19 protein-coding genes are annotated in these 26,107 nt (G+C 72.6%); 8 read left to right on the forward strand and 11 right to left on the reverse strand.

What is annotated here, in order from left to right; all coding sequences use genetic code 11:
• Positions 1 to 75 precede the first annotated feature (75 nt).
• Positions 76 to 561, reverse strand: a complete 486-nt coding sequence (locus tag ACFW3D_RS14005) for a PaaI family thioesterase (protein ID WP_500504362.1) — start codon at positions 559 to 561, stop codon at positions 76 to 78.
• A gap of 56 nt (positions 562 to 617) precedes the next feature.
• A complete protein-coding gene (locus ACFW3D_RS14010; RefSeq protein ID WP_500504363.1) occupies positions 618 to 2,927 on the reverse strand; it encodes an FdhF/YdeP family oxidoreductase in 2,310 nt (769 codons plus the stop codon).
• Between the two features lie 67 nt (positions 2,928 to 2,994).
• On the opposite strand from ACFW3D_RS14010, the gene polA reads away from it, so the two are divergent.
• Positions 2,995 to 5,730 carry a DNA polymerase I gene (gene polA, locus ACFW3D_RS14015; RefSeq protein ID WP_500504365.1) on the forward strand — a complete coding sequence of 912 codons (2,736 nt, stop codon included), beginning with the start codon at positions 2,995 to 2,997 and terminating at the stop codon, positions 5,728 to 5,730.
• Here polA and ACFW3D_RS14020 read toward each other — a convergent pair.
• The gene (locus ACFW3D_RS14020; RefSeq protein WP_500504366.1) at positions 5,661 to 6,563 is read right to left on the reverse strand and encodes a DUF4184 family protein; all 903 of its coding nucleotides are present in this window, start codon (positions 6,561 to 6,563) and stop codon (positions 5,661 to 5,663) included. The two genes, polA and ACFW3D_RS14020, sit on opposite strands and share 70 nt — an antisense overlap.
• 138 nt (positions 6,564 to 6,701) lie before the next feature.
• Between ACFW3D_RS14020 and ACFW3D_RS14025 the strand changes: the two genes are divergently transcribed.
• The 3 genes from ACFW3D_RS14025 (at position 6,702) to pgfA (ending at position 9,215) form a co-directional block, all read left to right on the forward strand.
• Positions 6,702 to 7,931: a lytic transglycosylase domain-containing protein gene (locus tag ACFW3D_RS14025; protein ID WP_500504367.1), complete on the forward strand. Its 1,230-nt coding sequence runs from the start codon at positions 6,702 to 6,704 to the stop codon at positions 7,929 to 7,931.
• Between the two features lie 87 nt (positions 7,932 to 8,018).
• Entirely contained in the window at positions 8,019 to 8,153 is a 135-nt protein-coding gene (locus ACFW3D_RS14030; RefSeq protein WP_500504368.1) for an SPW_0924 family protein, read from the forward strand.
• Positions 8,154 to 8,165: 12 nt separating this feature from the next.
• The gene (gene pgfA, locus ACFW3D_RS14035; protein ID WP_500504369.1) at positions 8,166 to 9,215 is read left to right on the forward strand and encodes a cell envelope lipid trafficking protein PgfA; all 1,050 of its coding nucleotides are present in this window, start codon (positions 8,166 to 8,168) and stop codon (positions 9,213 to 9,215) included.
• Here pgfA and pyk read toward each other — a convergent pair.
• Together pyk and ACFW3D_RS14045 are read right to left on the reverse strand one after the other, a co-directional pair.
• Positions 9,124 to 10,563 carry a pyruvate kinase gene (gene pyk / locus ACFW3D_RS14040; protein ID WP_500504371.1) on the reverse strand — a complete coding sequence of 480 codons (1,440 nt, stop codon included), beginning with the start codon at positions 10,561 to 10,563 and terminating at the stop codon, positions 9,124 to 9,126. The two genes, pgfA and pyk, sit on opposite strands and share 92 nt — an antisense overlap.
• Positions 10,564 to 10,701: 138 nt before the next feature.
• Positions 10,702 to 11,409 (reverse strand): SIMPL domain-containing protein, encoded by a 708-nt coding sequence (locus ACFW3D_RS14045; protein ID WP_500504372.1) that lies wholly within the window; start codon positions 11,407 to 11,409, stop codon positions 10,702 to 10,704.
• Positions 11,410 to 11,583: 174 nt separating this feature from the next.
• On the opposite strand from ACFW3D_RS14045, the gene ACFW3D_RS14050 reads away from it, so the two are divergent.
• A complete protein-coding gene (locus ACFW3D_RS14050) occupies positions 11,584 to 13,407 on the forward strand; it encodes a bifunctional metallophosphatase/5'-nucleotidase (protein WP_500504373.1) in 1,824 nt (607 codons plus the stop codon).
• Positions 13,408 to 13,484: 77 nt separating this feature from the next.
• Here ACFW3D_RS14050 and ACFW3D_RS14055 read toward each other — a convergent pair whose 3' ends face one another.
• On the reverse strand, positions 13,485 to 14,372 hold the full coding sequence (locus tag ACFW3D_RS14055) for a LysR family transcriptional regulator (RefSeq protein ID WP_500504374.1): 888 nt from the start codon (positions 14,370 to 14,372) through the stop codon (positions 13,485 to 13,487).
• Positions 14,373 to 14,463: 91 nt separating this feature from the next.
• Between ACFW3D_RS14055 and ACFW3D_RS14060 the strand changes: the two genes are divergently transcribed.
• The 3 genes from ACFW3D_RS14060 to ACFW3D_RS14070 are packed head-to-tail and all read left to right on the forward strand — an operon-like array spanning position 14,464 to position 17,881.
• Positions 14,464 to 15,189, forward strand: coding sequence for a succinate dehydrogenase cytochrome b subunit (locus tag ACFW3D_RS14060; RefSeq protein ID WP_500504375.1), 726 nt, complete (start codon positions 14,464 to 14,466; stop codon positions 15,187 to 15,189).
• Positions 15,190 to 15,191: 2 nt separating this feature from the next.
• Positions 15,192 to 17,126 (forward strand): fumarate reductase/succinate dehydrogenase flavoprotein subunit, encoded by a 1,935-nt coding sequence (locus ACFW3D_RS14065; protein ID WP_500504376.1) that lies wholly within the window; start codon positions 15,192 to 15,194, stop codon positions 17,124 to 17,126.
• Positions 17,123 to 17,881, forward strand: a complete 759-nt coding sequence (locus ACFW3D_RS14070; protein WP_500504377.1) for a succinate dehydrogenase/fumarate reductase iron-sulfur subunit — start codon at positions 17,123 to 17,125, stop codon at positions 17,879 to 17,881. The genes ACFW3D_RS14065 and ACFW3D_RS14070 overlap by 4 nt, the downstream gene beginning before the upstream one ends.
• Here the strand turns inward: ACFW3D_RS14070 and ACFW3D_RS14075 are convergent.
• From ACFW3D_RS14075 to ACFW3D_RS14095, 5 genes are all read right to left on the reverse strand, one after another.
• Entirely contained in the window at positions 17,823 to 19,256 is a 1,434-nt protein-coding gene (locus tag ACFW3D_RS14075; protein ID WP_500504378.1) for a lysine N(6)-hydroxylase/L-ornithine N(5)-oxygenase family protein, read from the reverse strand. The genes ACFW3D_RS14070 and ACFW3D_RS14075 overlap by 59 nt on opposite strands.
• A complete protein-coding gene (locus ACFW3D_RS14080; RefSeq protein WP_500504379.1) occupies positions 19,253 to 20,638 on the reverse strand; it encodes a pyridoxal phosphate-dependent decarboxylase family protein in 1,386 nt (461 codons plus the stop codon). Before ACFW3D_RS14080 ends, ACFW3D_RS14075 begins: the two co-directional genes overlap by 4 nt.
• 725 nt (positions 20,639 to 21,363) lie before the next feature.
• Complete coding sequence (gene pepN, locus ACFW3D_RS14085; RefSeq protein WP_500504380.1) at positions 21,364 to 23,865, reverse strand: aminopeptidase N; 2,502 nt, start codon at positions 23,863 to 23,865, stop codon at positions 21,364 to 21,366.
• Between the two features lie 108 nt (positions 23,866 to 23,973).
• Complete coding sequence (locus tag ACFW3D_RS14090) at positions 23,974 to 25,236, reverse strand: acetamidase/formamidase family protein (RefSeq protein ID WP_500504381.1); 1,263 nt, start codon at positions 25,234 to 25,236, stop codon at positions 23,974 to 23,976.
• 260 nt (positions 25,237 to 25,496) lie between these two features.
• Positions 25,497 to 26,102, reverse strand: a complete 606-nt coding sequence (locus ACFW3D_RS14095) for a sortase domain-containing protein (protein WP_500504382.1) — start codon at positions 26,100 to 26,102, stop codon at positions 25,497 to 25,499.
• Positions 26,103 to 26,107: the final 5 nt, after the last annotated feature.

Genomic DNA, 26,107 nt, shown 5'->3' on the forward strand with positions numbered 1-26,107 from the left:
ACGGCCCCCGGAGGATTCCGGGGGCCGTTCTCCTTGTGCGTGCCGTGCGGGGCTCGTGTGCCGTGCGGGCGGGCGTCAGGGGGCGACGGTGCCCGGGGTGGCCGGGGTGGCGGGGCGCAGGGCGCACGTGAGGCGGGCGGAGCAGACCCGGCGGTCCTGCTCGTCGCTGATGACGATCTCGTAGGTCGCCGACGAGCGGCCGCGGTGGACGGGGGTGGCGACCCCGGTGACCCGGCCGGAGCGCAGTCCGCGGTGGTGGGTGCAGTTGAGGTCGACCCCGACGGCGATCTTGCCGGGGCCGCCGTGCAGCATGGCGCCGATGGACCCGATGGTCTCCGCCAGGACGGCGGAGGCGCCGCCGTGGAGGAGCCCGTACGGCTGGGTGTTCCCCTCGACGGGCATGGTGCCCACGACGCGCTCCGCGGTCGCCTCGACGATCTCGACGCCCATGCGGGAGCCGAGGTCGCCGGCGGAGAAGAGCGCCACCAGGTCGACGCCCAGTCCGGCATACTGCTCGATGACCTCCGGGGAGAAAAGGCTGGTGGTGGTCTGCTCGCCCATGGACGGTGGCTCCGATCGTCGTCGTTCGGTGTACAGGCCCGTTTTCTACCGGACGGTCACTGGGGACCGCCGACCGGGGTGGTCCGTTCCAGCCGGACGACGACCGACTTGGAAGCCGGGGTGTTGCTGGTGTCGGCGGTGTGGTCGAGCGGGACCAGCACATTGGTCTCCGGGTAGTAGGCGGCGGCGCAGCCTCGGGCCGTCGGGTAGTGGACCACCCGGAAGCCCTCGGCGCGGCGTTCGGTGCCGTCCGTCCACTCGCTGACGAGGTCGGTGTAGGCGCCGTCGGCGAAACCGAGGGCGGCGGCGTCGTCGGGGTGGACCAGGACGACCCGGCGACCGCCCTTGATGCCGCGGTAGCGGTCGTCGAGGCCGTAGATGGTGGTGTTGTACTGGTCGTGCGAGCGCAGCGTCTGCAGCAGCAGCCGGCCTTCGGGCACGTGCGGGTACTCCAGGGGCGCGGCGGTGAAGTTGGCCAGCCCCGTGGCGGTGGGGAAGCTGCGGGAGTCGCGCGGGGCGTGCGGGAGGGTGAAGCCGCCGGGGCGGCGCACCTTGACGTTGAAGTCGTCGAAGCCGGGGACCACGCGGGATATGCGGTCGCGGATCCGGTCGTAGTCGCCCTCGAGCTCCTCCCACGGCACGCGGCTGCCGGGGCCGAGGACCGCGCGGGCGAGGCGGCAGACGATGGCCGGCTCCGACAGCAGCAGGGGGCCCGCGGGATCCAGCCCGCCCCGGGAGGCGTGCACCATGCCCATGGAGTCCTCGACGGTGACGAACTGCTCGCCCGCCGTCTGGACGTCCCTCTCGGTGCGGCCCAGCGTGGGCAGGATCAGGGCGCGGGCGCCGGTGACGACGTGGGAGCGGTTGAGCTTGGTGGACACGTGCACGGTGAGGCGGGCGCGGCGCATGGCGGCCTCGGTGACGTCGGTGTCGGGTGAGGCGGCGACGAAGTTGCCGCCCATGGCGAAGAAGACCTTGGCGTCGCCGTCGCGCAGGGCGCGGATGGCGGCGACGGTGTCCAGGCCGTGCTCGCGGGGCGGGGCGAAGCCGAACTCCTTCTCCAGGGCGTCGAGGAAGGCGGGCGCCGGCTTCTCGTAGATGCCCATGGTGCGGTCGCCCTGGACGTTGCTGTGGCCGCGCACGGGGCACACGCCGGCGCCGGGACGGCCGATGTTTCCGCGCAGGAGGAGGAAGTTGACGACCTCCTTGATGGTGGGCACGGAGTGCTTGTGCTGGGTGAGGCCCATGGCCCAGCAGACGATGACGCTCTTGGCGTCGAGCACCATCGACAGCAGCCGGTCGATGTCTGACTGCGGCAGCCCGGTGGCGCGCAGCACCTCGTCGGGGTCGGTGGCGCGGGCGGCGGCTGCGCACTCCTCGAAGCCGTGGGTGTGCCCGTCGATGAAGGCCCGGTCGAGGACGGTGCCGGGCGCCCGGTCCTCGGCCTCCAGGAGCGCCTTGTTGAGGGCGCGGAAGAGTGCCTGGTCGCCGCCGAGCCGGATCTGCAGGAAGAGGTCGGCGAGCGGGGTGCCGATACCGGCGAGGCCCTTGGGGGTCTGCGGGTTCTTGAAGCGCTGCAGACCGGCCTCGGGCAGCGGGTTGACCGTGACGATCTTCGCGCCGCCCGCCTTGGCCTTCTCCAGGGCGGAGAGCATCCGGGGGTGGTTGGTGCCGGGGTTCTGGCCGGCGACGATGATCAGGTCGGCGCGGTACAGGTCCTCCAGCAGGACGCTGCCCTTGCCTATGCCTATGGTCTCGGCGAGCGCGGAGCCGGACGACTCGTGGCACATGTTGGAGCAGTCGGGCAGGTTGTTGGTGCCGAACTCGCGGGCGAAGAGCTGGTAGAGGAAGGCGGCCTCGTTGCTGGTGCGGCCGGAGGTGTAGAACACGGCCTCGTCGGGGCCCGTCAGACGGTTCAGCTCGTCGGCGACGATCTCGAAGGCGCGCTCCCAGGGGACGGGCTCGTAGTGGGAGGCGCCGTCGGGCAGGTACATGGGCTGGGTGAGGCGGCCCTGCTGGCCCAGCCAGTAGCCGCTGCGCCGGGCGAGGTCGGCGACGGGGTGCGCGGCGAAGAAGTCCGGGGTGACCCGGCGCAGGGTGGCCTCCTCGGCGACCGCCTTGGCCCCGTTCTCGCAGAACTCGGCGGTGTGCCGGTGCTCCGGCTCTGGCCAGGCGCACCCGGGGCAGTCGAAGCCGTCCTTCTGGTTGACCTTGAGGAGGGTGAGCGCGGTACGGCGCACCCCCATCTGCTGCTGCGCGATGCGCAGGGTGTGCCCGATGGCCGGGAGCCCGGCAGCGGCGTGCTGCGGTGCGCTGACCTCGGGTGCGTCCTGGACGGGGTCGCCTGCGGGTGCTTTGCCTGCCATGGTTCCGATCCTGCCACGACGAGACGGCGGACCGGCAGTGTCAGTCGGGCGTGGGAGGATCGGGGACGTGGCAGCAAAGGCAGAGAAGACGAACGCAGCGACCGGCACCGCACCCCAGGGGGGTGAGCGGCCCCGGTTGCTCCTGCTGGACGGGCACTCGCTGGCGTACCGGGCCTTCTACGCGCTTCCGGTGGAGAACTTCAACACCACCACCGGCCAGCCGACGAACGCGGTGTACGGCTTCGCTTCCATGCTGGCGAACACGCTGCGTGACGAGCAGCCGACGCATCTGGCGGTCGCGTTCGACGTCTCGCGGCACACCTGGCGTCTGGAGGAGTTCCCGGAGTACAAGGCGACCCGGTCCGCCACGCCGGACGAGTTCCGCAGCCAGGTGGCGCTGATCGGCGAGCTGCTGGACACGATGAAGGTGCAGCGCTTCGCCACGGAGGGCTACGAGGCGGACGACGTGATCGCCACGCTGGCCACGCAGGCGGAGGCGCTGGGCTACGACGTGCTGATCGTCACCGGCGACCGTGACTCCTTCCAGCTCGTCACGGACCACGTCACGGTGCTGTACCCGACCAAGGGCGTCTCCGAGCTGACCCGGTTCACCCCCGGGAAGGTCGAGGAGAAGTACGGGCTGACCCCCGCGCAGTACCCGGACTTCGCCGCGCTGCGCGGCGACCCGTCCGACAACCTGCCGGGCATCCCGGGCGTCGGCGAGAAGACCGCCGCCAAGTGGATCAACCAGTTCGGCTCCTTCGCGGAACTCGCGGAGCGCGCGGACGAGGTGAAGGGCAAGGCGGGCGAGAACCTGCGCGCCCACCTGGAGTCGGTGAAGCTGAACCGCCGGCTGACGGAGCTGGTGCGGGACGTGGAACTGCCGTGCGGGCCGGAGGAGCTGGCGCGGCAGCCGTACGACCGCGACGCGCTCAACGTGGTGCTGGACACCTTGGAGTTCCGCCACCCCAACTTCCGGGAGCGGCTGTACGCGGCCGACCCGGGCGCCGCGGAGGAGGGCGCGCAGGAGGTCGCCGGCGGCGTCGCCGTCGAGGGCCGGGTGCTGGCCGCGGGCGAGCTGGCGGACTGGCTGGCGGAGCACGCCGGCGGGCCGCTGGGCGTGGCGACGGTCGACGCCTGGGCGCTGGGCGCCGGCAGCGTGTCCGAGGTGGCGCTGGCGACGGCGGAGGGGCCGGCGGCGTGGTTCGACCCGGCGGCGCTGGACGAGAAGGACGAGCGGGCCTTCGCGGCGTGGCTGGCGGACGCCGCACGGCCCAAGGTGCTGCACAACGCCAAGAACGTGACGCGGGTCCTCGCCGAGCACGGCTGGAGCGTGGACGGGGTCACGATGTGCACGGCGCTGGCCGCGTACCTGGTGAAGCCCGGCCGCCGCTCGTTCGCGCTGGACGACCTGTCGGTGGAGTACCTGGGGCGGGAGCTGGCCCCGGCGGGCGGCGAGGACGGCCAGTTGGCGTTCGGCGCCGACGACGAGGCCGAGTCCGAGGCCCTGATGGTGCAGGCGCGCACCGTGCTGGACCTGGGCGACGCGTTCGCCGCGCGGCTGGAGCAGGACGGCGCGCTGCGGCTGCTGCGCGAGGTGGAGCTGCCGACGTCGGCGCTGCTGGCGCGCATGGAGCGGGCGGGCATCGCGGCGGACCGCGAGCATCTGGAGCGCCTGGAGCAGCGGTTCGCGGGCGAGGTGCAGCTCGCCGTGAAGGAGGCGCACGCCGCGGTCGGCCACGAGTTCAACCTGGGCTCCCCCAAGCAGCTGCAGGAGGTCCTCTTCGGCGAGCTGGGGCTGCCCAAGACGAAGAAGACCAAGACGGGTTACACCACCGACGCGGACGCGCTGGCGTGGCTGGCGGCGCAGACCGAGCACGAGCTGCCGGTGATCATGCTGCGGCACCGGGAGCAGGCGAAGCTGCGGGTGACGGTCGAGGGTCTGGTCAAGACGATCGCCCCCGACGGGCGGATCCACACCACGTTCAGCCAGATCGTGGCGGCCACGGGCCGGCTGTCGTCGACCGACCCCAACCTGCAGAACGTGCCGGTGCGCACCGACGAGGGCCGGGCGATCCGCCGCGGCTTCGTGGTCGGCGAGGGCTACGAGTCGCTGCTGACGGCCGACTACAGCCAGATCGAGCTGCGGGTGATGGCCCATCTGTCGGAGGACGAGGGGCTGATCGCGGCCTTCGACTCCGGCGAGGACCTGCACACCACCGTCGGCAGCTACGTCTTCTCGGTGCCGCCGGAGCAGGTGGACGCCGAGATGCGCCGCAAGATCAAGGCGATGTCGTACGGCCTGGCGTACGGGCTGTCGGCCTTCGGCCTGTCGCAGCAGCTGGGCATCGAGGCGGCCGAGGCGCGCGGCCTGATGGAGACGTACTTCCAGCGCTTCGGCGGCGTGCGGGAGTATCTGCAGCGCGTGGTGGAGGAGGCCCGGGTCACGGGCTACACCGAGACGCTGATGGGCCGCCGCCGCTACCTCCCGGACCTCACCAGCGACAACCGGCAGCGCCGTGAGATGGCCGAGCGGATGGCGCTCAACGCGCCGATCCAGGGCTCGGCCGCCGACATCGTCAAGATCGCGATGCTGAAGGTGGACGCGGCGCTGGCCCGGGAGGGGCTGCGGTCCCGGTTGCTGCTCCAGGTGCACGACGAAATCGTGGTCGAGGTCGCCCCCGGCGAGCGGGCCGCGGTGGAGGAGCTGGTCCGCCGCGAGATGGCGGCCGCCTACCCGTTGCGGGCGCCGCTGGACGTCTCCGTGGGTGTCGGCGCGGACTGGGAGTCGGCGGCCCACTGACCGGGTGTCCCCCGGCCGTCGCGGCGGGCGGCGCGGTGCGTGAGGCGCACCGCGCCGGCGCAGGTCGCGGCGGCCAGGGCGAGTCCCGCTCCGGCGCCGAAGAGCCCGGCCGGGATCATCCCGGCCGCGTCGCCGGTCGCCCCGTACCACTGCTCCGCCCGTACGGCGGCTCCGCCGGCCGTGGTGGCACCGAGGACGGCCAGGGCGAGCCGCCTGGCCCGGCGTGAGAGCCGGGGCACGAGGGAGGGGCGGTTTTCGGCCGGATCGGGCACGGCCCTCAGGGCGCGCAGGCCGTACCAGCCCAGCACGGCCAGCGCCACGGCCGAGCTCCCGTACTGGACGTACTTGTGCAGGGCCGTGCCGTGCACCTCGTGGTCGAGCACGGGCAGCAGGCGCACGCCCCACCGTCCGGGGTGGGTGAAGGCGTCCCAGACCACGTGGGTCGTCGCCCCGGCGGCGGCCGACAGCCAGAAGGCCGCGACCGAGCGCGCCGTGGGCCGCAGGCGGTCGCCGACGCCCGCCAGTGCGGCGATCCTCGCCTGCCGGCGCTCGGGCAGCAGGGCCACCAGGGGGCCGCGCAGCGCCACCCAGCCGCCCACCAGACCGGCCGCGACGACCGGGTCCACGAGGGCGACGCCCAGCGGGGCGTGGGTGAGCTGCCCGTAGCCGAAGAGGCCCCGCACCAGCGAATCGGCGAAGTAGGGCACGTCGGGCGCGAAGGAGCCGGCGACCAGGGCGGCCGCCACGAGCGGGCCGCGGCCCCGTACGGTGCCGGCGCGGTCCTGCCGCAGACCCGGCAGCACTGCCAGCGCATGACTCATCGTGAACGGCATGCAACCTCTTCCGGAACATGTCTGTCCGATCAGTATGCGACGTCCGGGACGGTAGCTCCGTTCAGGAAGTTGCCGTAGGGTCACCAGGGTTGCCACGCAGGGAGACGGGCAGCACGGTTTTCGGGAGGGGCACCGGGTATGCGAGCGCGGTACGGACGGCGGATCCGCAGGGGAGTCGCGGGCACCGCGGTGGCCGCCGCGGCCATGGCGGCGCTGACGGGTTCCCAGGCCCCCGGACTGCTGCCGGGCATCCTCAACACCAGCGCCGGGGCCCCGATCGTGCCCCCGCCGGGCGACCCCATCGACGGTGGCTCGTCCGATTACTTCACCGAGCTCCCGCCGCTCAACACGCCCGCTCCGGGCAGCTCCACCACTCCGGGCACCGGCACCGGTACCGGCACCGTGACCCCCGACGGCACCGGCCTGCCGGCGTCCGTCCTGGAGGCCTACCGCAGGGCCGAGACGGCGCTGGCCGCCAGCGACCCGGGCTGCAACATGCGCTGGGAACTGCTGGCCGCGATCGGCCAGGTCGAGTCCAACCAGGCGCGCGGCGGCAACGTCGACGCCTCGGGCACCACGCTCTCCCCCATCCTGGGCCCGGTCCTCAACGGCAACGGCTTCGCGAACATCACGGACACCGACGGCGGCAAGTGGGACGGGGACACCGTCCACGACCGTGCGATAGGCCCGATGCAGTTCATCCCGTCGACCTGGGAGACCTGGGGCGCCGACGGCAACGAAGACGGCGTCAGCGACCCGAACAACATATTCGACGCGGCGCTCGCCGCCGGCCGCTACCTCTGCGCGGGCAACCGCGACCTGTCGATCGAGAGCAATCTGCACCAGGCGATCCTGGGCTACAACCACTCGACCGCGTACCTGAACACCGTCCTGTCCTGGTACGAGCACTTCCGCGAGGGCGACGTCGTCTCCCTCCCGGACATCGGCGGCGCGGGCAGCGACACGCCCGACAACCCGCCGTCCTCCACGACGCCCTCGGCCTCCCCCTCGCCGACGAAGTCCCCGAGCGCGAGCTCCTCGCCCCGCCCGACGAAGACGCCGAGGCCGACCGCGTCCTCCAGCGGCACGATAGGGACCCCGCCGGGCAGCCCCTCTCCGACGACCTCGCCGACGACCTCTCCCACGGACTCGCCGACGACGGGTCCCACCACGGGTCCGACGGACCCGTCGGACCCGACGGACCCGCCGTCCTGCCCGACGGACCCCGCGACGCCCACGGCGAGCCCCACCGACACGGGCTCCCCGTCACCGACCGGTACGCCCGACCCGTGTGCGACCGCCTCCCCCAGCGACAGCCCGTCACCGACGGAGACCGAGGGCGGCACCGCCTCCGGACCGGCCAACTGACGCCGTAGAACCTGTTCTCATTTCAACTCCCGGTTGCTACGGTGCACCGGCCCAGCCGACGTAGCCGTACGACCGGGAGGTACGGCCATGCGCGCAGTCATCGCCGCGGCCATCGGACTCGTCGCCGCGTTCGCGATCGTCCTCCTCGTGACCGCGATCGGTCCGCCGGACGGCAGCACCTCCCCCGAGCCGCTGCTCACCACCGTCCCCGCGCACCCGTAGAAGGGCGGTCCCATGCGCCGCAGGTCGAGCCTGGTCCTCCTGTCCCTCGCGGTGTTCTTCACCGCCCTGTCGCCCCTCGTCCGCTGGTACGCGTTCCCCCGGCTGGCCAAGATCCCCGCGGGCCAGTACCAGGCGGTCGTCCTGGAGGCGCGGGACGCCACGCTGCTCGACTACGGCACGATGCGGCCGAAGAAGGTCTCCAAGGTCAGCATCGTGCAGACCCTCAAGGGCAACGTGGAGGAGGCCCGCCGGGTCGACCGGGCCACCGGCCGTGACGTCGTCGTGTGGGACGGCCTGGCCTACGTGGTGGGCCCGGACGGCGCGATGGTCTCCCAGGTCCCGGAGCGGTACGTCTTCGACGCGCACACGCAGGAGCCCGTCCACGCCGGAGGCGAGAGCGTCGACGGGGACGCCGTCGAACGCCGGGGCGTCGAGTTCAAGTTCCCCTTCCTCACCGAGAAGCGGGACTACTACTACTTCGACGCGCAGGCGCGGACCTCCGCGCCCATCCACTACCGGGGCACGCAGCAGTTCCGCGGCCTGGAGGTCTACTACTTCGAGCAGACCGTGCCCTGGACCAAGGTGCCGCTGCCGCAGAGGATGCCGGTCGAGGGCGTCACCCCGCAGACCGTCGCGGCGATGGGCATGGAGCGCTGGTACACCACCAAGCGCATGTTCTGGGTGGACCCCGTCACCGGGGCCCCGGTCAACGGGGAGGAGGTCCACCGCGAGGAGATGCGCTTCACCGACGGGAAGCAGCAGCCGATCACCGCGTTCGCCGGGCACGTGAAGATGCGCGAGGACTACGTCCGGCACACCGTGGCCCTGGTGAAGTCCCAGCGGCAGGCGGTGCTGCTGATGACCTCCTACCTGCCGTGGGGCTCCCTGCTGCTCGGCCTCTCACTGCTGTCGCTCGCGCTCGTGCTGGAGGCGCGCGGCCGCCGCCCGGCCACGGGCGGCGCCGGCGACGTCAGCGGGCCGAAGGGGAGTCGTCCTCCCCGATACGGTGCACGCGCACGAGGTTGGTGGTCCCCGGGACACCGGGCGGCGAGCCCGCCGTGATGACGACGACGTCGCCCTCCTGGCAGCGGCCGATCCGCAGCAGTTCCTCGTCGACCTGGTCGACCATCTCGTCGGTCGTCTGCACCATCGGCCCGAGGAAGGTCTCCACGCCCCAGGTGAGGCTGAGCTGGGAACGGGTGGCCGGCTCGGGGCTGAAGGCGAGCACGGGGATCGGGGAGCGGTAGCGGGAGAGCCGCCGGGCGGTGTCGCCGGACTGGGTGAAGGCCACCAGGTACTTGGCGTCGAGGAAGTCGCCCATCTCCGCGGCGGCGCGCGCGACGGCGCCGCCCTGGGTGCGGGGCTTGTTCTGCTCGGTCAGCGGCGGCAGGCCGGCCGCGAGCATGTCCTCCTCGGCGGCGGCGACGATCCGGCCCATGGTCCGGACCGTCTCGACGGGGTGCTTGCCGACGCTGGTCTCACCGGAGAGCATGACCGCGTCGGCGCCGTCCACGACGGCGTTGGCGACGTCGGAGGCCTCGGCGCGGGTGGGGCGCGAGGAGTCGATCATCGACTCCAGCATCTGCGTCGCGACGATCACCGGCTTGGCGTTCCGCCGGGCGAGGGAGACGGCGCGCTTCTGCACCATGGGCACGGCCTCCAGCGGCATCTCGACGCCGAGGTCGCCGCGGGCCACCATGATCCCGTCGAACGCGGCGACGATCTCCTCCAGGTTGTCGACCGCCTGCGGCTTCTCGATCTTGGCGATGACGGGGACCCGGCGGTCCTCCTCGCGCATGATGCGCAGCACGTCCTCGACGTCCCGGCCGCTGCGGACGAAGGAGAGCGCGATGACGTCGGCACCGGTGCGCAGCGCCCAGCGCAGGTCCTCGACGTCCTTCTCGGACAGGGCGGGGACGGAGACCGCGACGCCGGGGAGGTTGAGTCCCTTGTTGTCGGAGATCAGACCGCCCTCGATGCACAGGGTGCGGACCCGGGGGCCCTCGACGCCGGTGACCTCCAGGGTGACGCGGCCGTCGTCGACGAGGATCCGCTCACCGCGCGTGACGTCGGCGGCGAGGCCCTTGTAGGTGGTGCCGCAGACCAGGCGGTCGCCCTCGATCTCCTCGGTGGTGATCGTGAACTCGTCACCGCGTTCAAGGAGTACGGGGCCCTCCGCGAAGCGTCCCAGCCGGATCTTCGGGCCTTGAAGGTCCGCGAGGATCCCGACGCTCCGGCCGCTCTCGTCGGCGGCCTTGCGCACGCGCCGGTACCGCTCCTCGTGGTCGGCGTGGCAGCCATGGCTCATGTTCAGGCGGGCGACGTCCATACCGGCCTCGACCAGGGCCTTGATTCGGTCGTAGGAGTCGGTGGCGGGCCCGAGGGTGCAGACGATTTTTGCTCGGCGCATGGAGCGAGCCTATGACCTACTTCACAGTAGGTACCTCGTGGAAGGCGACTGTCCAACGTCAGCCTGATTAACGGATGTTGACAAGTGGTGAAGTGAGCCGCGGTCCGCTCTGATGAGCACACCGCCGGAGCGGCCGGCTCAGGCGGACAGGTCGGGGGCCGTCATCGTGAAGTGAGCGGTGACCTGCGCGTACACGCTCTGTCGCTCCGGTTCCATGTCAAGGGCCGGGGCCGCCTCCTCGGCGCCGCCGGGCGCCGCGAAGGCGGCGGTCCGCATCGCCGGACGGGCGGCGCGGAAGGGCGCCGACTGCTGCAGCCCCTCGTCGGTCAGCTCGACCAGGGCCACCAGGCGGGCGCCGAGCGCCTCCGCGTACTCGCGGGCGCGCTGCACCGCGTCGCGCACGGCCTGCCGACGGGCCTCGCCGTAGGCCGGAGAGCCGGGGCGCAGCGACCACCAGGGGCCGTCGACACGGGTGAGCTCCAGATCGGCCAGCCGGGTGGTGAGCTCCCCCAGCGCGGTGAAGTCGGTGAGGGTGGCGCCCACGCGCACGCTGCCGTGGTACGCCCGTACGCGCTCGCCCCGGCCCCGTTCCCGCAGCTCGGGGGTGATCACGAAGGCGCCGGTCTCCAGCTTCTCGACCGCGTCGGTACAGCCCTTGACGAGGTCGAGCACCTGCGCGTTGCGCCGGCTGAGGTCGTCCAGCGTGGCGCGGCGGTCGGTGCCCCGGGCGCTGACGGTGACGGCGATCCGGGCGAGCTCGGGCTCGACCTCGAGGGTCGCCTCACCCCGTACCCCCACGTGCGGGGTCTCGGGCGTCGGGTACGTCCTGGCCTGTTCTGTGGTCATGCGTCCCACCCTGCCAGGCCCGTGCGGCCGTGACGAGTCATCTGTTCGCAACCTGGCGGGGGTGTTGCCGGGAGCACCCTTGCGCCAGAATCTACGCGCGTTAACAGCACAAACAGACGATCATCCCGCCCCTGGCGACCGCCGGGGGCGCCCCCGGACTCCAGGAGCCGACGTATGCCGCTGAACCGCAGGGACTTCCTCAACCGCTCCGCCGCCACCGGCGCGGGACTCGCGCTGGCCGGCACGGCGGGCACCGTGGCCGGCGCGGCTCCGGCCCAGGCCACCGGGCGCCACGGGGACGGGCACGGACACACGCCGAAGAAGTACTCCTTCAGCGTCCTCGGCACCACCGACCTGCACGGCAACGTCTTCAACTGGGACTACTTCACCGACGCCGAGTACGACGACAAGGCGCACAACGACGTCGGCCTGGCCAAGATCTCCACCCTGGTCACCCAGCAGCGCGCCGCCAAGGGCCGCGGCAACACCCTGCTCATCGACGCGGGCGACACCATCCAGGGCACCCAGCTGTCGTACTACTACGCCAAGATCGACCCGATCACCGCCAAGCACGGTCCGGTGCACCCGATGGCGCAGGCCATGAACGCCATCGGCTACGACGCGGCGGCGCTGGGCAACCACGAGTTCAACTACGGCATCCCCGTGCTGCGCAAGTTCGAGGAGCAGTGCGACTTCCCGCTGCTCGGCGCCAACGCCCTCGACGCGCGCACGGGCCGGCCGGCCTTCCCGCCCTACTCCTTCCACCGGCTGCGCGTGAAGGGCGCGCCCGACGTGAAGGTGGCGGTCCTGGGCCTGACGAACCCCGGCATCGCGATCTGGGACAAGGCCAACGTGCAGGGCAAAATGACCTTCCCGGGCCTGGAGGAGCAGGCCGCGAAGTACGTCCCGCGGCTGCGCGCCATGGGCGCCGACGTGGTCGTCGTCTCGGCACACAGCGGCTCCTCCGGCACCTCCTCCTACGGTGACCAGCTGCCCTGGATCGAGAACGCGGCGGCGCTCGTCGCCGAGCAGGTGCCGGGCATCGACGCGATCCTGGTGGGCCACGCCCACTCCGAGATCCCCGAGTACGTGGTGGCCAACAAGCAGACCGGCCAGGGCGTGGTGCTCTCCGAGCCGTTGAAGTGGGGCCAGCGCCTGACCGTGTTCGACTTCGACCTGGAGCTGGTCCGGGGCAAGTGGGAGGTCGTCACCGTCGGCGCGTCCGTCCTCAACTCCAACACGGTCGAGGAGGACCCGAAGATCGTCCGGCTGCTCTCGGACGAGCACAAGGAGGTCGTGGCGTACGTCAACCAGGTGATCGGCACCTCGGCCGCCGCGATGTCGGCGGAGGAGTCCCCGTACAAGGACACGCCGATCATCGACTTCATCAACTTCGTGCAGGCCGAGACGGTCAAGGCCGCGCTCGCGGGGACGGAGCACGCCGCCCTGCCGGTGCTGTCGCAGGCGGCGTGCTTCTCGCGCACGGCAGCCATTCCGGCGGGCCAGGTCACCATCCGTGACGTCGCGGGGCTGTACGTCTTCGAGAACACCCTGGAGGCCCGGGTCCTGACCGGCGCCCAGGTCAAGGCGTACATCGAGTTCTCCGCGAACTACTTCGTGCAGACGGCGCCCGACGCGCCCGTCGACGTCGCGAAGCTGACCAACGCGAACGGCACGCCCGACTACAACTACGACGTGGTCAGCGGCGTCACCTACGACATCGACATCTCCCGCCCCGCCGGTTCGCGGGTGTCGAACGTGCTCTTCCAGGGCGCGCCGATCGACGAGTCGGCCCGCTTCGTGCTGGCCGTCAACAACTACCGGGCCAACGGCGGCGGCAACTTCCCCGCCGTCGCCACGGCGCAGCAGGTGTGGGCGAACTCCGAGGAGATCCGGAACACCATCATCACCTGGGTGCAGGCCAACGGCTCCATCGACCCGGCGCGGTTCGGCTCGCAGGACTGGAAGCTGACCCGCGGCGGCGTCCCGGTGTTCTAGGCCGTCGGCCGGCTCGCAGCGGTGGACCGGAGGGCACGAGCGCGCCGCGCACGTGCCCTCCGGGCGTTCCGCGGGTCTCAGGCCGGTACGTGTTCCAGGAGCACGCGGCGCAGTTCCCGGGCGGCGCGCGGGGGCTCGGCGTCCTTGCGGTGCGCGAGGGCGACCGTGCGCTGCAGCCCGGGGGCCTCGAAGGGCGTGGTGCGCAGCCTGGGACGGCGTCCGGCGACCATGCTGGGCACGACCGCGGGACCGAGTCCCGCCTCCACGAAGCCCAGCACGGCGTCCATCTCGCCGCCCTCGATCGCGAAGCGCGGCTCGAAACCCGCCGCCCGGCATGCGGTGACGGTGAGTTCCCGCAGGTCGTAGCCGTTGCGGAACATGACCAGCGGACGGTCCCTGAGGTCGCCGACCTGGATGGCGGGGCCGGCGCAGGGCGGCGGCGCGTCGGCCGCGGTCACCACCACCAGGTCCTCGTGGAGCAGCGGCGTGGCGTCCAGGGCGGGGTCGTGGCTCTGCAGCGGCAGCACGATCAGCGCGAGGTCGAGGCTGCCGGAGGCGAGCTCGCGCACCAGGTCGCGGGAGCCGCCCTCCTCGACGACCAGCCGGATGCCCGGGTAGCGGTCGTGGAAGTCGCGCAGCACGTCCGGCAGCAGGCCGGTGGCGAGGCTGGGGGTCGCACCGAGGCGCACCCGGCCGCGGCGCAGGTGCACCAGCTCCTGGACCTCCTGGGTGGCGGTCTCGGTGTCGGCGATGATGCGGCGGGCCAGCGGCAGCAGGGCCTCCCCCGCGTCGGTCAGCGCGATGTTGCCGCGGGCGCGGCTGAACAGGTCGGCGCCCAGCTCCCGCTCCAGGGCCTTGATCTGCTGTGACAGCGAGGGCTGCGCGACATGGACGCGTTCGGCGGCACGGGTGAAGTGCAGGGTGTCGGCGACCGCCAGGAAGTACACGAGCTGCTGCAGCTGCATGTCGGCACGATAACGCGATAGGTGTCACCTATCGAAACGAGCCGGAACATGTCTTGGACCTTTCGTTGCAGGCAGACCTAGCGTCAAGCCCATGGCTTTGGCGACGACGAGGACGAGGGCGACGACGGGCACCGGCCGCCGCCCGTCGCTCCTACGGGCACTGTGGGGCTCGACCGTGGGCAAGAAGGCGGTCATGGCCGGGACCGGCGTGATCATGCTGCTGTTCCTGGTCGCGCACATGCTGGGCAATCTGAAGATCTTCTTCGGCCCGGAGGAGTTCAACGGTTACGCGGCGTGGCTGCGCACCATCGGAGAGCCGGCCCTGCACAACAGCTGGTACCTGTACATCCAGCGCACCGGCCTGGTCGTCGCGGTGGTGCTGCACGGCGTCGCCGCCTACCAGCTCAGCAAGCGCGACATCAAGGCGCGCCCGGCGAAGTACGAGCACAAGCGCCAGCGGGCCGGCTACGCGACCCGGACGATGCGCTGGGGCGGGGTGATCCTCGGCCTCTACATCGTCTGGCACATCCTCGACCTGACCACGCTCACCGTGAACCCGCTGGGCAAGGAGCACCACCCCTACGAGAACATCGTGGCCGACTTCCGGATCTGGTGGGTCAACGTCGTCTACATCGTCGCGATGCTCGCCCTCGGCCTGCACATCAGGCACGGCTTCTGGAGCGCCGCGCAGACCCTGGGAGCGGTGAACAAGCGCCGCGACCGCGCGCTGAAGATCACGGCGAACGTGCTGGCGGCGGCGCTGACCGCCGGCTTCCTCGTCGTACCCGTCTCCGTGATGACCGGATTGGTGGACTGACCGTGGATTACCGACTGGGCGAGCCGATCGCCGACACCAAGGCGCCGGACGTGCCGATCGCGGAGCGCTGGGACCGCCGCAGGTTCGAGGCGAAGCTGGTCAACCCGGCCAACCGCCGCAAGCACACGGTGATCGTGGTCGGCACCGGCCTGGCGGGCGGCTCCGCGGGCGCCACGCTGGCCGAGCAGGGCTACCACGTCGTGCAGTTCTGCTACCAGGACTCGCCGCGCCGGGCGCACTCCATCGCCGCCCAGGGCGGCATCAACGCCGCGAAGAACTACCGCAACGACGGCGACAGCGTGCACCGCCTGTTCTACGACACCGTCAAGGGCGGGGACTTCCGCGCCCGCGAGTCCAATGTGCACCGCCTCGCCGAGGTGTCGGTACAGATCATCGACCAGTGCGTGGCGCAGGGCGTGCCCTTCGCCCGCGAGTACGGCGGCCTGCTCGACACCCGCTCCTTCGGCGGCGTCCAGGTCTCCCGCACCTTCTACGCGCGTGGCCAGACGGGCCAGCAGCTGCTGCTCGGCGCCTACCAGGCGCTGTCCCGGCAGATCGACGCGGGCAACGTGGAACTGCACCCGCGCACCGAGATGCTCGACCTGATCGTGGTGGACGGCAGGGCCCGCGGCATCGTCGCCCGCGACCTGGTGTCGGGCGAGGTGTCGGTGCACATGGGCGACGCCGTGGTGCTGGCGAGCGGCGGCTACGGCAACGTCTTCTACCTGTCGACCAACGCCAAGGGCTCCAACGCCACCGCCATCTGGCGGGCGCACCGACGCGGCGCGTACTTCGCCAACCCCTGCTTCACGCAGATCCACCCCACCTGCATCCCGCGCTCAGGCGACCACCAGTCCAAGCTCACCCTGATGAGCGAGTCGCTGCGCAACGACGGCCGTATCTGGGTGCCGAAGGCCAAGGGCGACACCCGTCCGCCGCACGAGATCCCCGAGGACGAGCGCGACTACTACCTGGAGCGGATCTACCCCTCCTTCGGCAACCTGGTGCCGCGCGACATCGCCTCCCGCGCCGCCAAGAACGTCTGCGACGAGGGCCGCGGCGTCGGCCCCGGCGGCCAGGGCGTCTACCTGGACTTCGCCGACGCGATCGCCCGCATGGGCCGCGCCAAGGTGGAGGAGAAGTACGGCAACCTCTTCGAGATGTACGAGCGGATCACCGCGGAGGACCCGTACACCCGGCCCATGCGGATCTACCCCGCCGTGCACTACACGATGGGCGGCCTGTGGGTCGACTACGACCTGCAGACCACCGTCCCCGGCCTGTTCGCCATCGGCGAGGCCAACTTCTCCGACCACGGCGCCAACCGGCTGGGTGCCAGCGCCCTGATGCAGGGGCTGGCGGACGGCTACTTCGTGCTCCCGGCCACGATCAACGACTACCTGGCGCGCGGCCTGCACGACACCGTGACGCCGGACCACCCCGCGGTCGCCGAGGCCGTCGCCGAGGTCGAGGACCGGCTGAACCTGCTGCTCGCCGTGGACGGCGACCGCACCCCGGACTCCTTCCACCGGGAGCTCGGCGAGCTGCTGTGGGACGAGTGCGGCATGGCCCGCAACGAGGCGGGCCTGCGCAAGGCGCTGGAGCGGATCCCCGAGCTGCGCGAGGAGTTCTGGCGCCGGGTGAAGGTGCCCGGCAGCGGCGACGAGCTCAACCAGGCGCTGGAGAAGGCCAACCGGGTCGCGGACTTCCTGGAGCTGGCCGAGCTGATGTGCCTGGACGCCCTGCACCGCGCCGAATCCTGCGGCGGCCACTTCCGCGAGGAGAGCCAGACCCCGGACGGCGAGGCGCTGCGCGACGACGAGGCGTTCTCGTACGCCGCGGCCTGGGAGTTCACCGGCGCCGGCGAGGACCCGGTGCTCCACAAGGAGGCCCTCGACTTCGAGTACGTACACCCCACCCAGCGGAGCTACGCGTGAACCTCACCCTGCGCATCTGGCGCCAGCCGTCCTCCGAGGACGACGGCACCATGGTCACCTACCGCGTCGAGGACATCAGTCCCGACATGTCGTTCCTGGAGATGCTCGACGTCCTCAACGAGGAGCTGATCCTCGCGGGCGACGAACCCGTCGCCTTCGACCACGACTGCCGCGAGGGCATCTGCGGCGCCTGCGGCATGGTGATCAACGGGCAGGCGCACGGCCCGGAGCGGACCACCACCTGCCAGCTGCACATGCGGCACTTCCAGGACGGCGACACCATCGACGTCGAGCCGTGGCGGGCCGCCGCCTTCCCGGTGGTCAAGGACCTGGTCGTCGACCGGTCGGCCTTCGACCGGGTGATCCAGGCCGGCGGGTACATCAGCGTGCCGACGGGCAGCGCGCCCGAGGCGCACGCCACGCCCGTGCCGAAGGAGACCGCCGACTTCGCCTTCGAGCACGCGGAGTGCATCGGCTGCGGCGCGTGCGTGGCGGCCTGCCCCAACGGCTCGGCGATGCTGTTCACCTCGGCCAAGGTCAACCACCTCAATGTGCTGCCCCAGGGGCAGCCCGAGCGCGAGACCCGGGTGCTGGACATGGTCGCGGCCATGGACGACCAGGGCTTCGGCGGCTGCACCAACACCGGGGAGTGCGCGACGGCCTGCCCCAAGGGCATCCCGCTGCCGTCGATCGCCGCTATGAACCGCGAGTACCTGCGGGCCTTGCGGAAGGAGAAGTCGCGGTCCAAGGGCTGACCGGTTCGGTGGCCGCGCCGAGCCCGAAGGTCGTGAAGGCCGTACGGGAGGGCAGCGGGTAGGGCTCCTTGCCGGTCACCGCGTTGAGCACGACCGCCGAACGCCACGCGGCGAGCCCCAGGTCGGGGGCACCGACACCGTGGGTGTGGCGTTCGGCGTTCTGCACGTGGACGGCCGCGCCGGTACCCGCGACGACCGGGTCCAGCTCCAGCCGGTGGCACTCGTCGATCCGGGGCCGGCCGGAGGCGTCACGGCGGATGTACGGGTGGATCGGCGCGAGCAGCGCGTCGAGGGAGCGCTCCCGGTATCCGGTGGCGAGGACGACCGCGTTGGTGACCAGCCGGCTGCGGGTGCCCTGCTGCTCGTGCTCCAGGTGGAGTTCGACGGCGCCCATGCCCATCCGGCCGGCCGTGCGGACCGTCACGCCGGGGGTGAGCACGGCGTCCGGCCAGCCGCCGCCCAGGGTGCGGCGGTACAGCTCGTCGTGGACGGCGCCGATCGTGCCGTGGTCGATGGCCCGGTGCAGCTGCCACTGGCGGGGCAGGAGGTTGTCGCGGACCGGCTCGGACAGCCCGTGGAAGAAGCGCGTGTAGTCGGGGGTGAACTGCTCCAGGCCGAGCTTGCTGTACTCCATCGGGGCGAACGCGGGGCTGCGGGCGATCCACGTCAGCCGTTCGCGTCCGGCGGGCCGGGCGCGCAGCAGGTCGAGGAAGACCTCGGCGCCCGACTGCCCGGAACCGACGACGGTGACGTGCTCGGCGGCCAGCAGCCGGTCCCGGTGCTCCAGGTAGTGCGCCGAGTGCACGACGGGGACGGCGGGGGACTCGGCGAGCGGCCGCAGCGGCTCCGGCACGTACGGTGCGCTGCCGACGCCGACCACCAGGTTGCGGGCGTAGGTACGGCCGAGGGCCTCGGCCTGCCCGTCGGCGTCCAGCCGGGTGTGGTCCACCTCGAAGACGGCGCGCCCCGGGTTCCAGCGGACGGTGTCGACCTGATGGCCGAAGTACGTGCTGGGCAGCGACTCGGCCACCCAGCGGCAGTAGGCGTCGTACTCGGCGCGGTGGGTGTGGAAGCGCTCGGCGAAGTAGAAGGGGAAGAGCCGCTCACGCGTCCTGAGGTAGTTCAGGTAGCTCCACCGGCTCGTGGGGTCGACCAGGCTCACCAGGTCGGCGAGGAAGGGCACCTGGAGGGTGGCGTCGTCGAGCAGCAGCCCCGGGTGCCAGCGGAAGGAGCGCTCCTGCTCGTAGAAGGCCGCGCTGAGGTACGGGACGCCGTCGGCGAGGGCGGCCAGGGACAGGTTGCACGGGCCGATCCCGATGCCGAGCAGGTCGAAGGGCTGGTCCCGGTGGGGGTCGTGGTCGTCGGTGGTGGTCATCGGGGGGTGCTGCCTTCCTGGTGGGTCGCGCATACGAGCGTGAGCAGTGCCTCGAGGTCGGTGGGCGTGGTCGTCGGGTTGAGCAGGGTGGCCTTGAGCCAGAGCCGTCCGTCGGCGCGGGCCCGGCCGAGGACGGCGCGGCCGTCGAGCATGAGCCGGCGGCGGACGGCGGCGACCTCCTCGTCGGCGGCGCCGGTGGGGCGGAAGAGCACGGTGCTGACGGCCGGGCGGCCGCGGAGGGTCAGTGCGGGATGCCGCTCCACCAGGTCCGCGAGGTGCCGGGCCCGGTCGACGACCGCCTCCACGAGCCCGCCCAGGCCGCGGCGGCCGAGGGCGCGCAGCGTGACGGCGATCTTCAGCACGTCGGGGCGGCGGGAGGTGCGCAGCGAGCGGCCGAGCAGGTCGGGGAAGCCGGCCTCGGTGTCGTCGGCGGCGTTCAGGTAGTCGGCCTGGTGGTCCAGCGGGCGCAGCGCCGCCGACTCGCGCACCGCGAGCACCCCGGCCGCCACGGGCTGCCAGCCGAGCTTGTGCAGGTCGAGGGTGACGGTGTCGGCCTCCCGCAGCCCGGTGAGCCTCGGCGCCTCCCGGTCGCTGAACAGCAGCGAACCGCCGTACGCGGCGTCGACGTGCAGGCGCGCCCCGTACTCCCTTGCGGCGCGGGCGAGTTCGGGGAGTGGATCGATGTCGCCCGCGTCCGTGGTGCCCGCGGTGGCGACCAGCAGGGCCGGGCCCCCGTCCGCGGCGAGCACGGCCCGCGCCCGCTCCGGGTCGAGCACCCCGCCCGGGGTGTCCACGACGACGGGGGCGGGCATCCCGAGCAGCCAGGCGGCGCGCGGCACGCTGTGGTGCCCGTTGGCCCCGGCGACGATCCGCACTCGCGGGGCGCCCTCCCGGGCCAGCAGCAGCGCGAGCTGGTTGGACTCCGTGCCGCCCGTCGTGATCAGCGCGTCTGGTGCCGCCGCGTCCGGGTGGACCAAGCGCGCCAGCGCGCGGGTGACCTCCGCTTCCAGCGCGGTCGCGGCCGGGGCCTGGTCCCAGGAGTCCATCGAGGGGTTGAGCGCGCTCGCGGCCAGGTCTGCCGCCACGGCCGCGCCCAGCGGCGGGCAGTGCAGATGCGCCGCGCACAACGGGTCCGCCGGATCGGCCGCGCCCTCGGCGACGACCCCGACCAGCGCCCGCAGTGCCTCCGTCGCCCCGGTGCCGTCCTCCGGCAGGGCCTCCCCCAGCACCTCCCCCACCCGCCGCACGACCGCCCCCGGACCACCCGCGGGGAGCGGCCCCTTGCGGACGGCCGCCCCCGCCGCGAGCGCGTCGAGCACGACGTCGACCAACGGGCGCAGTCTGTCCGGCCCTTCACTTCCGCCGGCGAGATGGGGTGGCATGGAGTCGGCGCCTCCGTTGTCGCGGATCACCGGCGCGTACGCGCTGGGCGACCTGCGTAACGACGCTCCCCCGCCCCGGGTGTTGGCCCCGCACCCCGAACGGTCGCCGCCCCGGCGCGCCCACGGGGGTGTTCGCCCAGCCGTCATGTGCGGCGCGGTTCGTGGTTGCGGTGCGGTTGTTTCCCCGCCGCCCGCCCGTGGCCCCGGTTGGTTGGTGCGGGTCTCGCCGGGTTTCGTGGGTGGGCCGGGGGTGGAGCCTCCGGGGTGGGCATTCTGTACCGCATATTTATGTGCATGGCGGGCGGTCCGGATCGGTGCCGCTCTGCCGCACAACAAATACACGTCAGCGTCCAGAACGCCCACCCCTACGACCCCACCCCCTCCGTATCACGAGCGACCAACGCCCGGTGGGGGGTCAGTAGGGCATGTGCGGCAACCCCGGACCGCTTCCTCACCCCCACCGGCCGTCATGCGCCCACACGACGGGAGGGGGTGTGGCGGGGTGCGCCCGGAAGCGACGAGCGGTGATGCCGGTGACGCAATGGCCCGGCAAATCCGCGAGCGCTGAGGACGTGCGCCGGCGCGGCCCCGACCCCCAACGCACGCAGCGAGGCGGTCACTGACCGACCGGGGCCACGGGCGGGCGGCGGGGAAACCGCCCGCCGCAGGCGCAAACGACCCGCACACGGACGACCGGCCCGCACAAACCCCGGGCACCGCACCCGCTACGCGGAGGCCGCGCGGACGCGCAGAGCGCGCCGCAGGTCGTCGAGTTGGTCGGCGAGGCGGCGCCGCAGGGCCGGGGTGGGCGCCGGTTCACCGGTACGAAGGCACTCCTCCCCGAGGTCGAGCACGGCCGGCTCGACGACGGGCACGGGGAAGGCCCAGCGGCCCGCGGCCTCGGCGAGTGCGGGACCCCGGCGCGCGGCGACCGCCACCGCGGCGGGGAAGAAGCGGGGCACGTACTCCCGGACGAGGTCGAGCTGTTCGGGCTGCCAGAAGCCCTGGGCGGTCGCGGTGAAGAGGTAGTTGGACAGGGTGTCGCCGTCGAACATCCGGGCCCAGGCGTCCCGCTTCGCCTCCGGGTCGGGCAGCGCGGCCCGGCAGCGGGCGGCGCCCTCCTGCCCGGTGGCGCTGGGGTCGGAGGCCAGTTCGGCCGCGATGTCCTCCTCCGAGGCCGCGCCCAGCACGCTGAGCCGGGTGAGGATCTGCCAGCGCAGTTCGGGGTCGAGCCCGGGCCCGCCGGGCAGGGCACCCTCGGTGAGCCAGCCGCGCAGGGCGCCGGGGTCGGCGGTGGCGGCGATGAGCTCGCGGGTCGCGGCCAGCCGCAGCCCGGGGTCCTTGCGGGTGAGCAGGTCGCGGGCGAGCGCCTCGATGGTGGCGAGCGCACCGGGGCGTTCCGCGGCGGGGAGGTAGCGGTCGGCGATCTGCCCGCGGGCGAAGCCGAGCACGCCCTGGACGACGGCGATGTCGGTCTCGTGCGGCAGGTGGGCGCGGGCGACGTCGAGGTAGGCGGTGGGCGGGAGTTCGCCGTCCCGGACGAGGTCGCGGGCGGCGTTCCAGACCAGGGCGCGGCTGAGCGGGTCCGGCAGGCCGCGCAGCGCGGCGACCAGGGTGTCCCAGGACTGCGCGTCGAAGCGGATTTTGGCGTACGTCAGGTCCTGGTCGTTGAGGAGCACCAGGTCGGGGCGGGGGCCGGGACGCACACCGGGCGTCTCGCCGTTCGCGGGCACGTCGGTCTCGAAGCGCTCGCGCAGCACCAGCCGGGCCGGGTCGGCGTCGGCACGGTCGTACGCGGCGACGGAGATGCGGTGCGGCCGGCTGCCCTCGTGCGTGACGTCCGGCCGCCAGCCGTCGTCGGCGCCCACGGGGACGGGGGTGAGCGTGTCGACGCCGGTCGTGCGCAGCCAGCGGTCGGCCCAGGCGTGGACGTCGCGGTCGGTCGCGCGGGAGAGGGAGTCGATGAAGTCGGCGAGGGCGGCGTTGCCGAAGCGGTGCCGCGCGAAGTGCTCGTTGATGCCGGCGAGGAAGTCCTTGCGGCCGAGCCACGTGACGAGCTGGCGCAGCGCGGAGGCGCCCTTGGCGTAGGAGATGCCGTCGAAGTTGAGCAGCGCCGAGGCGGTGTCGGGGACGGCCTCCGGGGCGGGGGCGACGGGATGGGTGGAGGGACGCTGGTCGGCGTCGTAACCCCAGCCCTTGCGGGCGACGGCGAAGTCGGTCCACGTGCCCGTGAACCGGGTGGCCTCGGAGAGCACCTGGTAGCCCATGTACTCGGCGAAGGACTCGTTGAGCCAGATGTCGTCCCACCAGCGCAGGGTGACGAGGTCGCCGAACCACATGTGGGCCATCTCGTGGGCGACGACCATGCCGCGGGTCTGCCGCTCGGTGTCGGTGACGGCGGAGCGGAAGACCATCTCGTCGCGGAAGGTGACCAGGCCGGGGTTCTCCATCGCGCCCGCGTTGAACTCGGGCACAAAGGCCTGGTCGTAGGAGTCGAAGGGGTACGGCTCCTCGAACAGCTCGTGGTACCGGTCGAAGCAGCGCCGGGTGATGTCGAAGAGCTCCTCGACGTCGGCGTCGAGATGCGGTGCGAGGGAGCGGCGGCAGTGCAGCCCGAAGGGCAGGCCCGCGTGCTCGGTGCGCACCGAGTGCCAGGGTCCGGCGGCGACGGCGAGCAGGTAGGTGCTGATCGGCGGGGTCGCCGCGACGCGCCAGCGGCCCTCGGCCTCCCCGGTGCGCTCGGCGACGCCGTTGCCGAGGACGGTCCACTCGGGGGGCGCGGTCACGGTGACCTCGAAGACGGCCTTGAGGTCGGGCTGGTCGAAGGCGGCGACGACGCGCTGCACGTCGTCCAGGAAGAGCTGGGTGTACAGGTAGGTCTCGCCGTCGGCGGGGTCCGTGAAGCGGTGCATGCCCTCGCCGGTGCGGGAGTACCGCATGTCCGCCTCGACCCGCAGTTCGTGCGGGCCGGCCGCGAGAGCGGTGAGCGGCAGCCGGTTGTCGTCCAGGGTCGCGACGTCCAGCGGCCGCCCGTCCAGGACGGCACTGTGCAGCGCGGCGGGCTTCAGCTCGACGAAGGTGTCGCCGTCGGCGAGGGCGGTGAAGCGGATCACGGTGGTCGATCCGAACACCTCGTCGCCGCGGTTGAGGTCCAGGTCGACGGTGTAGTGCTGGACGGCGATCTGCCGGGCGCGGGTCTCGGCCTCGGCACGCGTGAGAGCAGGCATGCCGTCATGCTGCCCCATGCCCGGCCCGCGGCGCACGGGGGTTCCCCGTGGCCCGCCGCCGCGGGGATCGGCCGCCCGGGCATCCGGACGTCCGGTCCCGGCGTGCCGTCATGTGAAGATGCCGCGCGGCAGGGTCATCGACACGAGCCAGGACGGCAGGTCCACGGTCTCGTTGATCTTCAGGTCGCCCGCCACGCTGCACAGCGTGTAGGCCTCGTGCAGGCTCAGCCCCTGGTCGCAGACGAGCCAGTCGATCATGTCCCGGACCGCGTTCTTGGCGTTCTCCATCAGGTCCGGTCCGGTGCCGGTCGTCTGGTAATAGCCCTGCGCGAGCATCTCCTCGGGCATGACCAACTGGGTAGGGTCCGCGGCGGGCACGACGGCCCGGGGGCCGGCGATCACCGTGTCGGGGATCAGGCCGAAGCGCACCGTGACCGCCATCAGCGTCTCGATGGCCGTCCCGGTCACCTCCCCGTCGCCCTGCGCCATGTGTCCGTCCCCGGCGGAGAACAGCGCCCCCTCGGCGTAGACAGGGATCTGTACCCGCGTTCCCTTGACGAGCTGCCGGATGTCGGTGTTGCCGCCCATTGCGCCGCTGACGTCGGGCGGGAAGGTGCGGTACATGCCCTTGCGCAGGGGCGCGACGCCCATGATCCCCATGAAGGGCGCGATCGGGATGCGGGCCTGCCGTCCGGTGTCGGCGCCGGTGAACGTGGCGAACCCGGCGTTCTGGCCGCGCTCGAAGCCGAACAACTGGATGAACGGGGCGCCGCTGTTGTGGGGTTGGTCCTCCGGCAGGGCCCCGGCGGCCGGTCCCGGGGTGGGGTCGCTGAGCTGGGAGGCCTCGCTCCAGGGGGCGAGCGGGGCGAGCAGTTCGGGGCGCAGCGATCCGAAGAGGCCCAGGGCGGGGCTGATGACGACGTAGCCGAAGTCCACGAGGGGGGCGATGTCCAGCACCTCGACCTCGAGGATGTCGCCCGGCTTCGCGCCCGCCACCTCGATGGCGCCGGTGAGCGGATGGACCTTCCCCAGGTCGATGGTCAGGGTCCCCTCGGGGGTCATCGTCCGGGCCGCGGCGCCGATGTCCAGGGCGTCGCGGCACAGCAGTTGGACGACCTCGCCCGGCCGTACCGTGGTGACCGGACGCAGGTCCCGGTTCCACCGGTTGTGCAGCACCCGGCCGAACCCGTCCACGACCCTGTCCCCGTCCGGTCCCGTCGTCACGTCCGGGCTGCCGGCGCCGGCGACGTCCATGCCGCCGACCGTTCCGCCACCCGCGGCCAGTGCCGACAGCGCGGCCGCCCCCGGTCCTGCGGAGGCCTGCTGCACCAGGCCGGCGGCGCCTGCGGTACCGGAATGGACGAAACACATCGCGGCCTCCCGTGACCCTGCGTCCCGGGTGCCCGAAGCGACCCGGGTGACGGGGGCGTGACCGTGCGAGCGGCGGGCGGGGCCCGGGGCGGCGGGGAACCGGGTGGCCGGCGGCGGCGAGGGCCCTCGGCTCCGTCGTCCGATGCGAGGACAGCCCCGCTCTTCACGATCCTCCGCCGGAAATGCCGCGGCAACCGGGGCGGTGGCGGGGCCGCGACCCGGGCGGCGCGGCTCAAGAGGCGCGACTCAGGAGATGCGGCTCAAGAGGTGCGGACGACGGCCGCCTCCACGACCAGCATCCCGGCGGGCCGGCCGCCCTCCTGCCGTTCGCGCGCGCAGGTGACGAGCCGCAGGGCGGTTCCCTCGCTTTCCGTGCGCAGGTACTGGGCGGGGAAGGCCTGCCGGGGGACGCGCTCGACCCGTGTGACGGTGAAGCGGGCGCGGCTGCCGTCACGACGGGTGACGACGACGATGTCGGCGGGGCGCACCACGTGCAGGTCGTGGAAGACCGCGCGTCCGCGCCCGCCGTTGTCGTGGCCGACGATCACGGAGGTGCCGGTGTCGCCGGGGGTGGCGCTGCGGTCGTACCAGCCGGCGTAGCGGCCCTGCTCGGTGGCGGGGGTCTGGAGGGTGCCGTCGTCGGTGACCCCGAGGTCGACGACCCGGGCGTGGACGCCGGCGCTGGGGATGTCGATCCGTACGGGGGTGTGCCCGTCCGGGTCGGAGGCGCGGGCGGGCGTGCTGCCGTGGACCACGGCGACGGCGTCACCCTGCCCGGCATGGGTGACCGCCCAGACGGTCGCGGCGGCCGCGACCGCGAGGAGGACGAGGGCGAGGACGTTGATGCGACGGTGCGTCATCCGCATCCGCC

Origin of the sequence: Streptomyces sp. NPDC058864 (genome assembly GCF_042742985.1) — a bacterium.
In the GTDB taxonomy this organism is placed as follows: Bacteria; Actinomycetota; Actinomycetes; order Streptomycetales; family Streptomycetaceae; genus Actinacidiphila.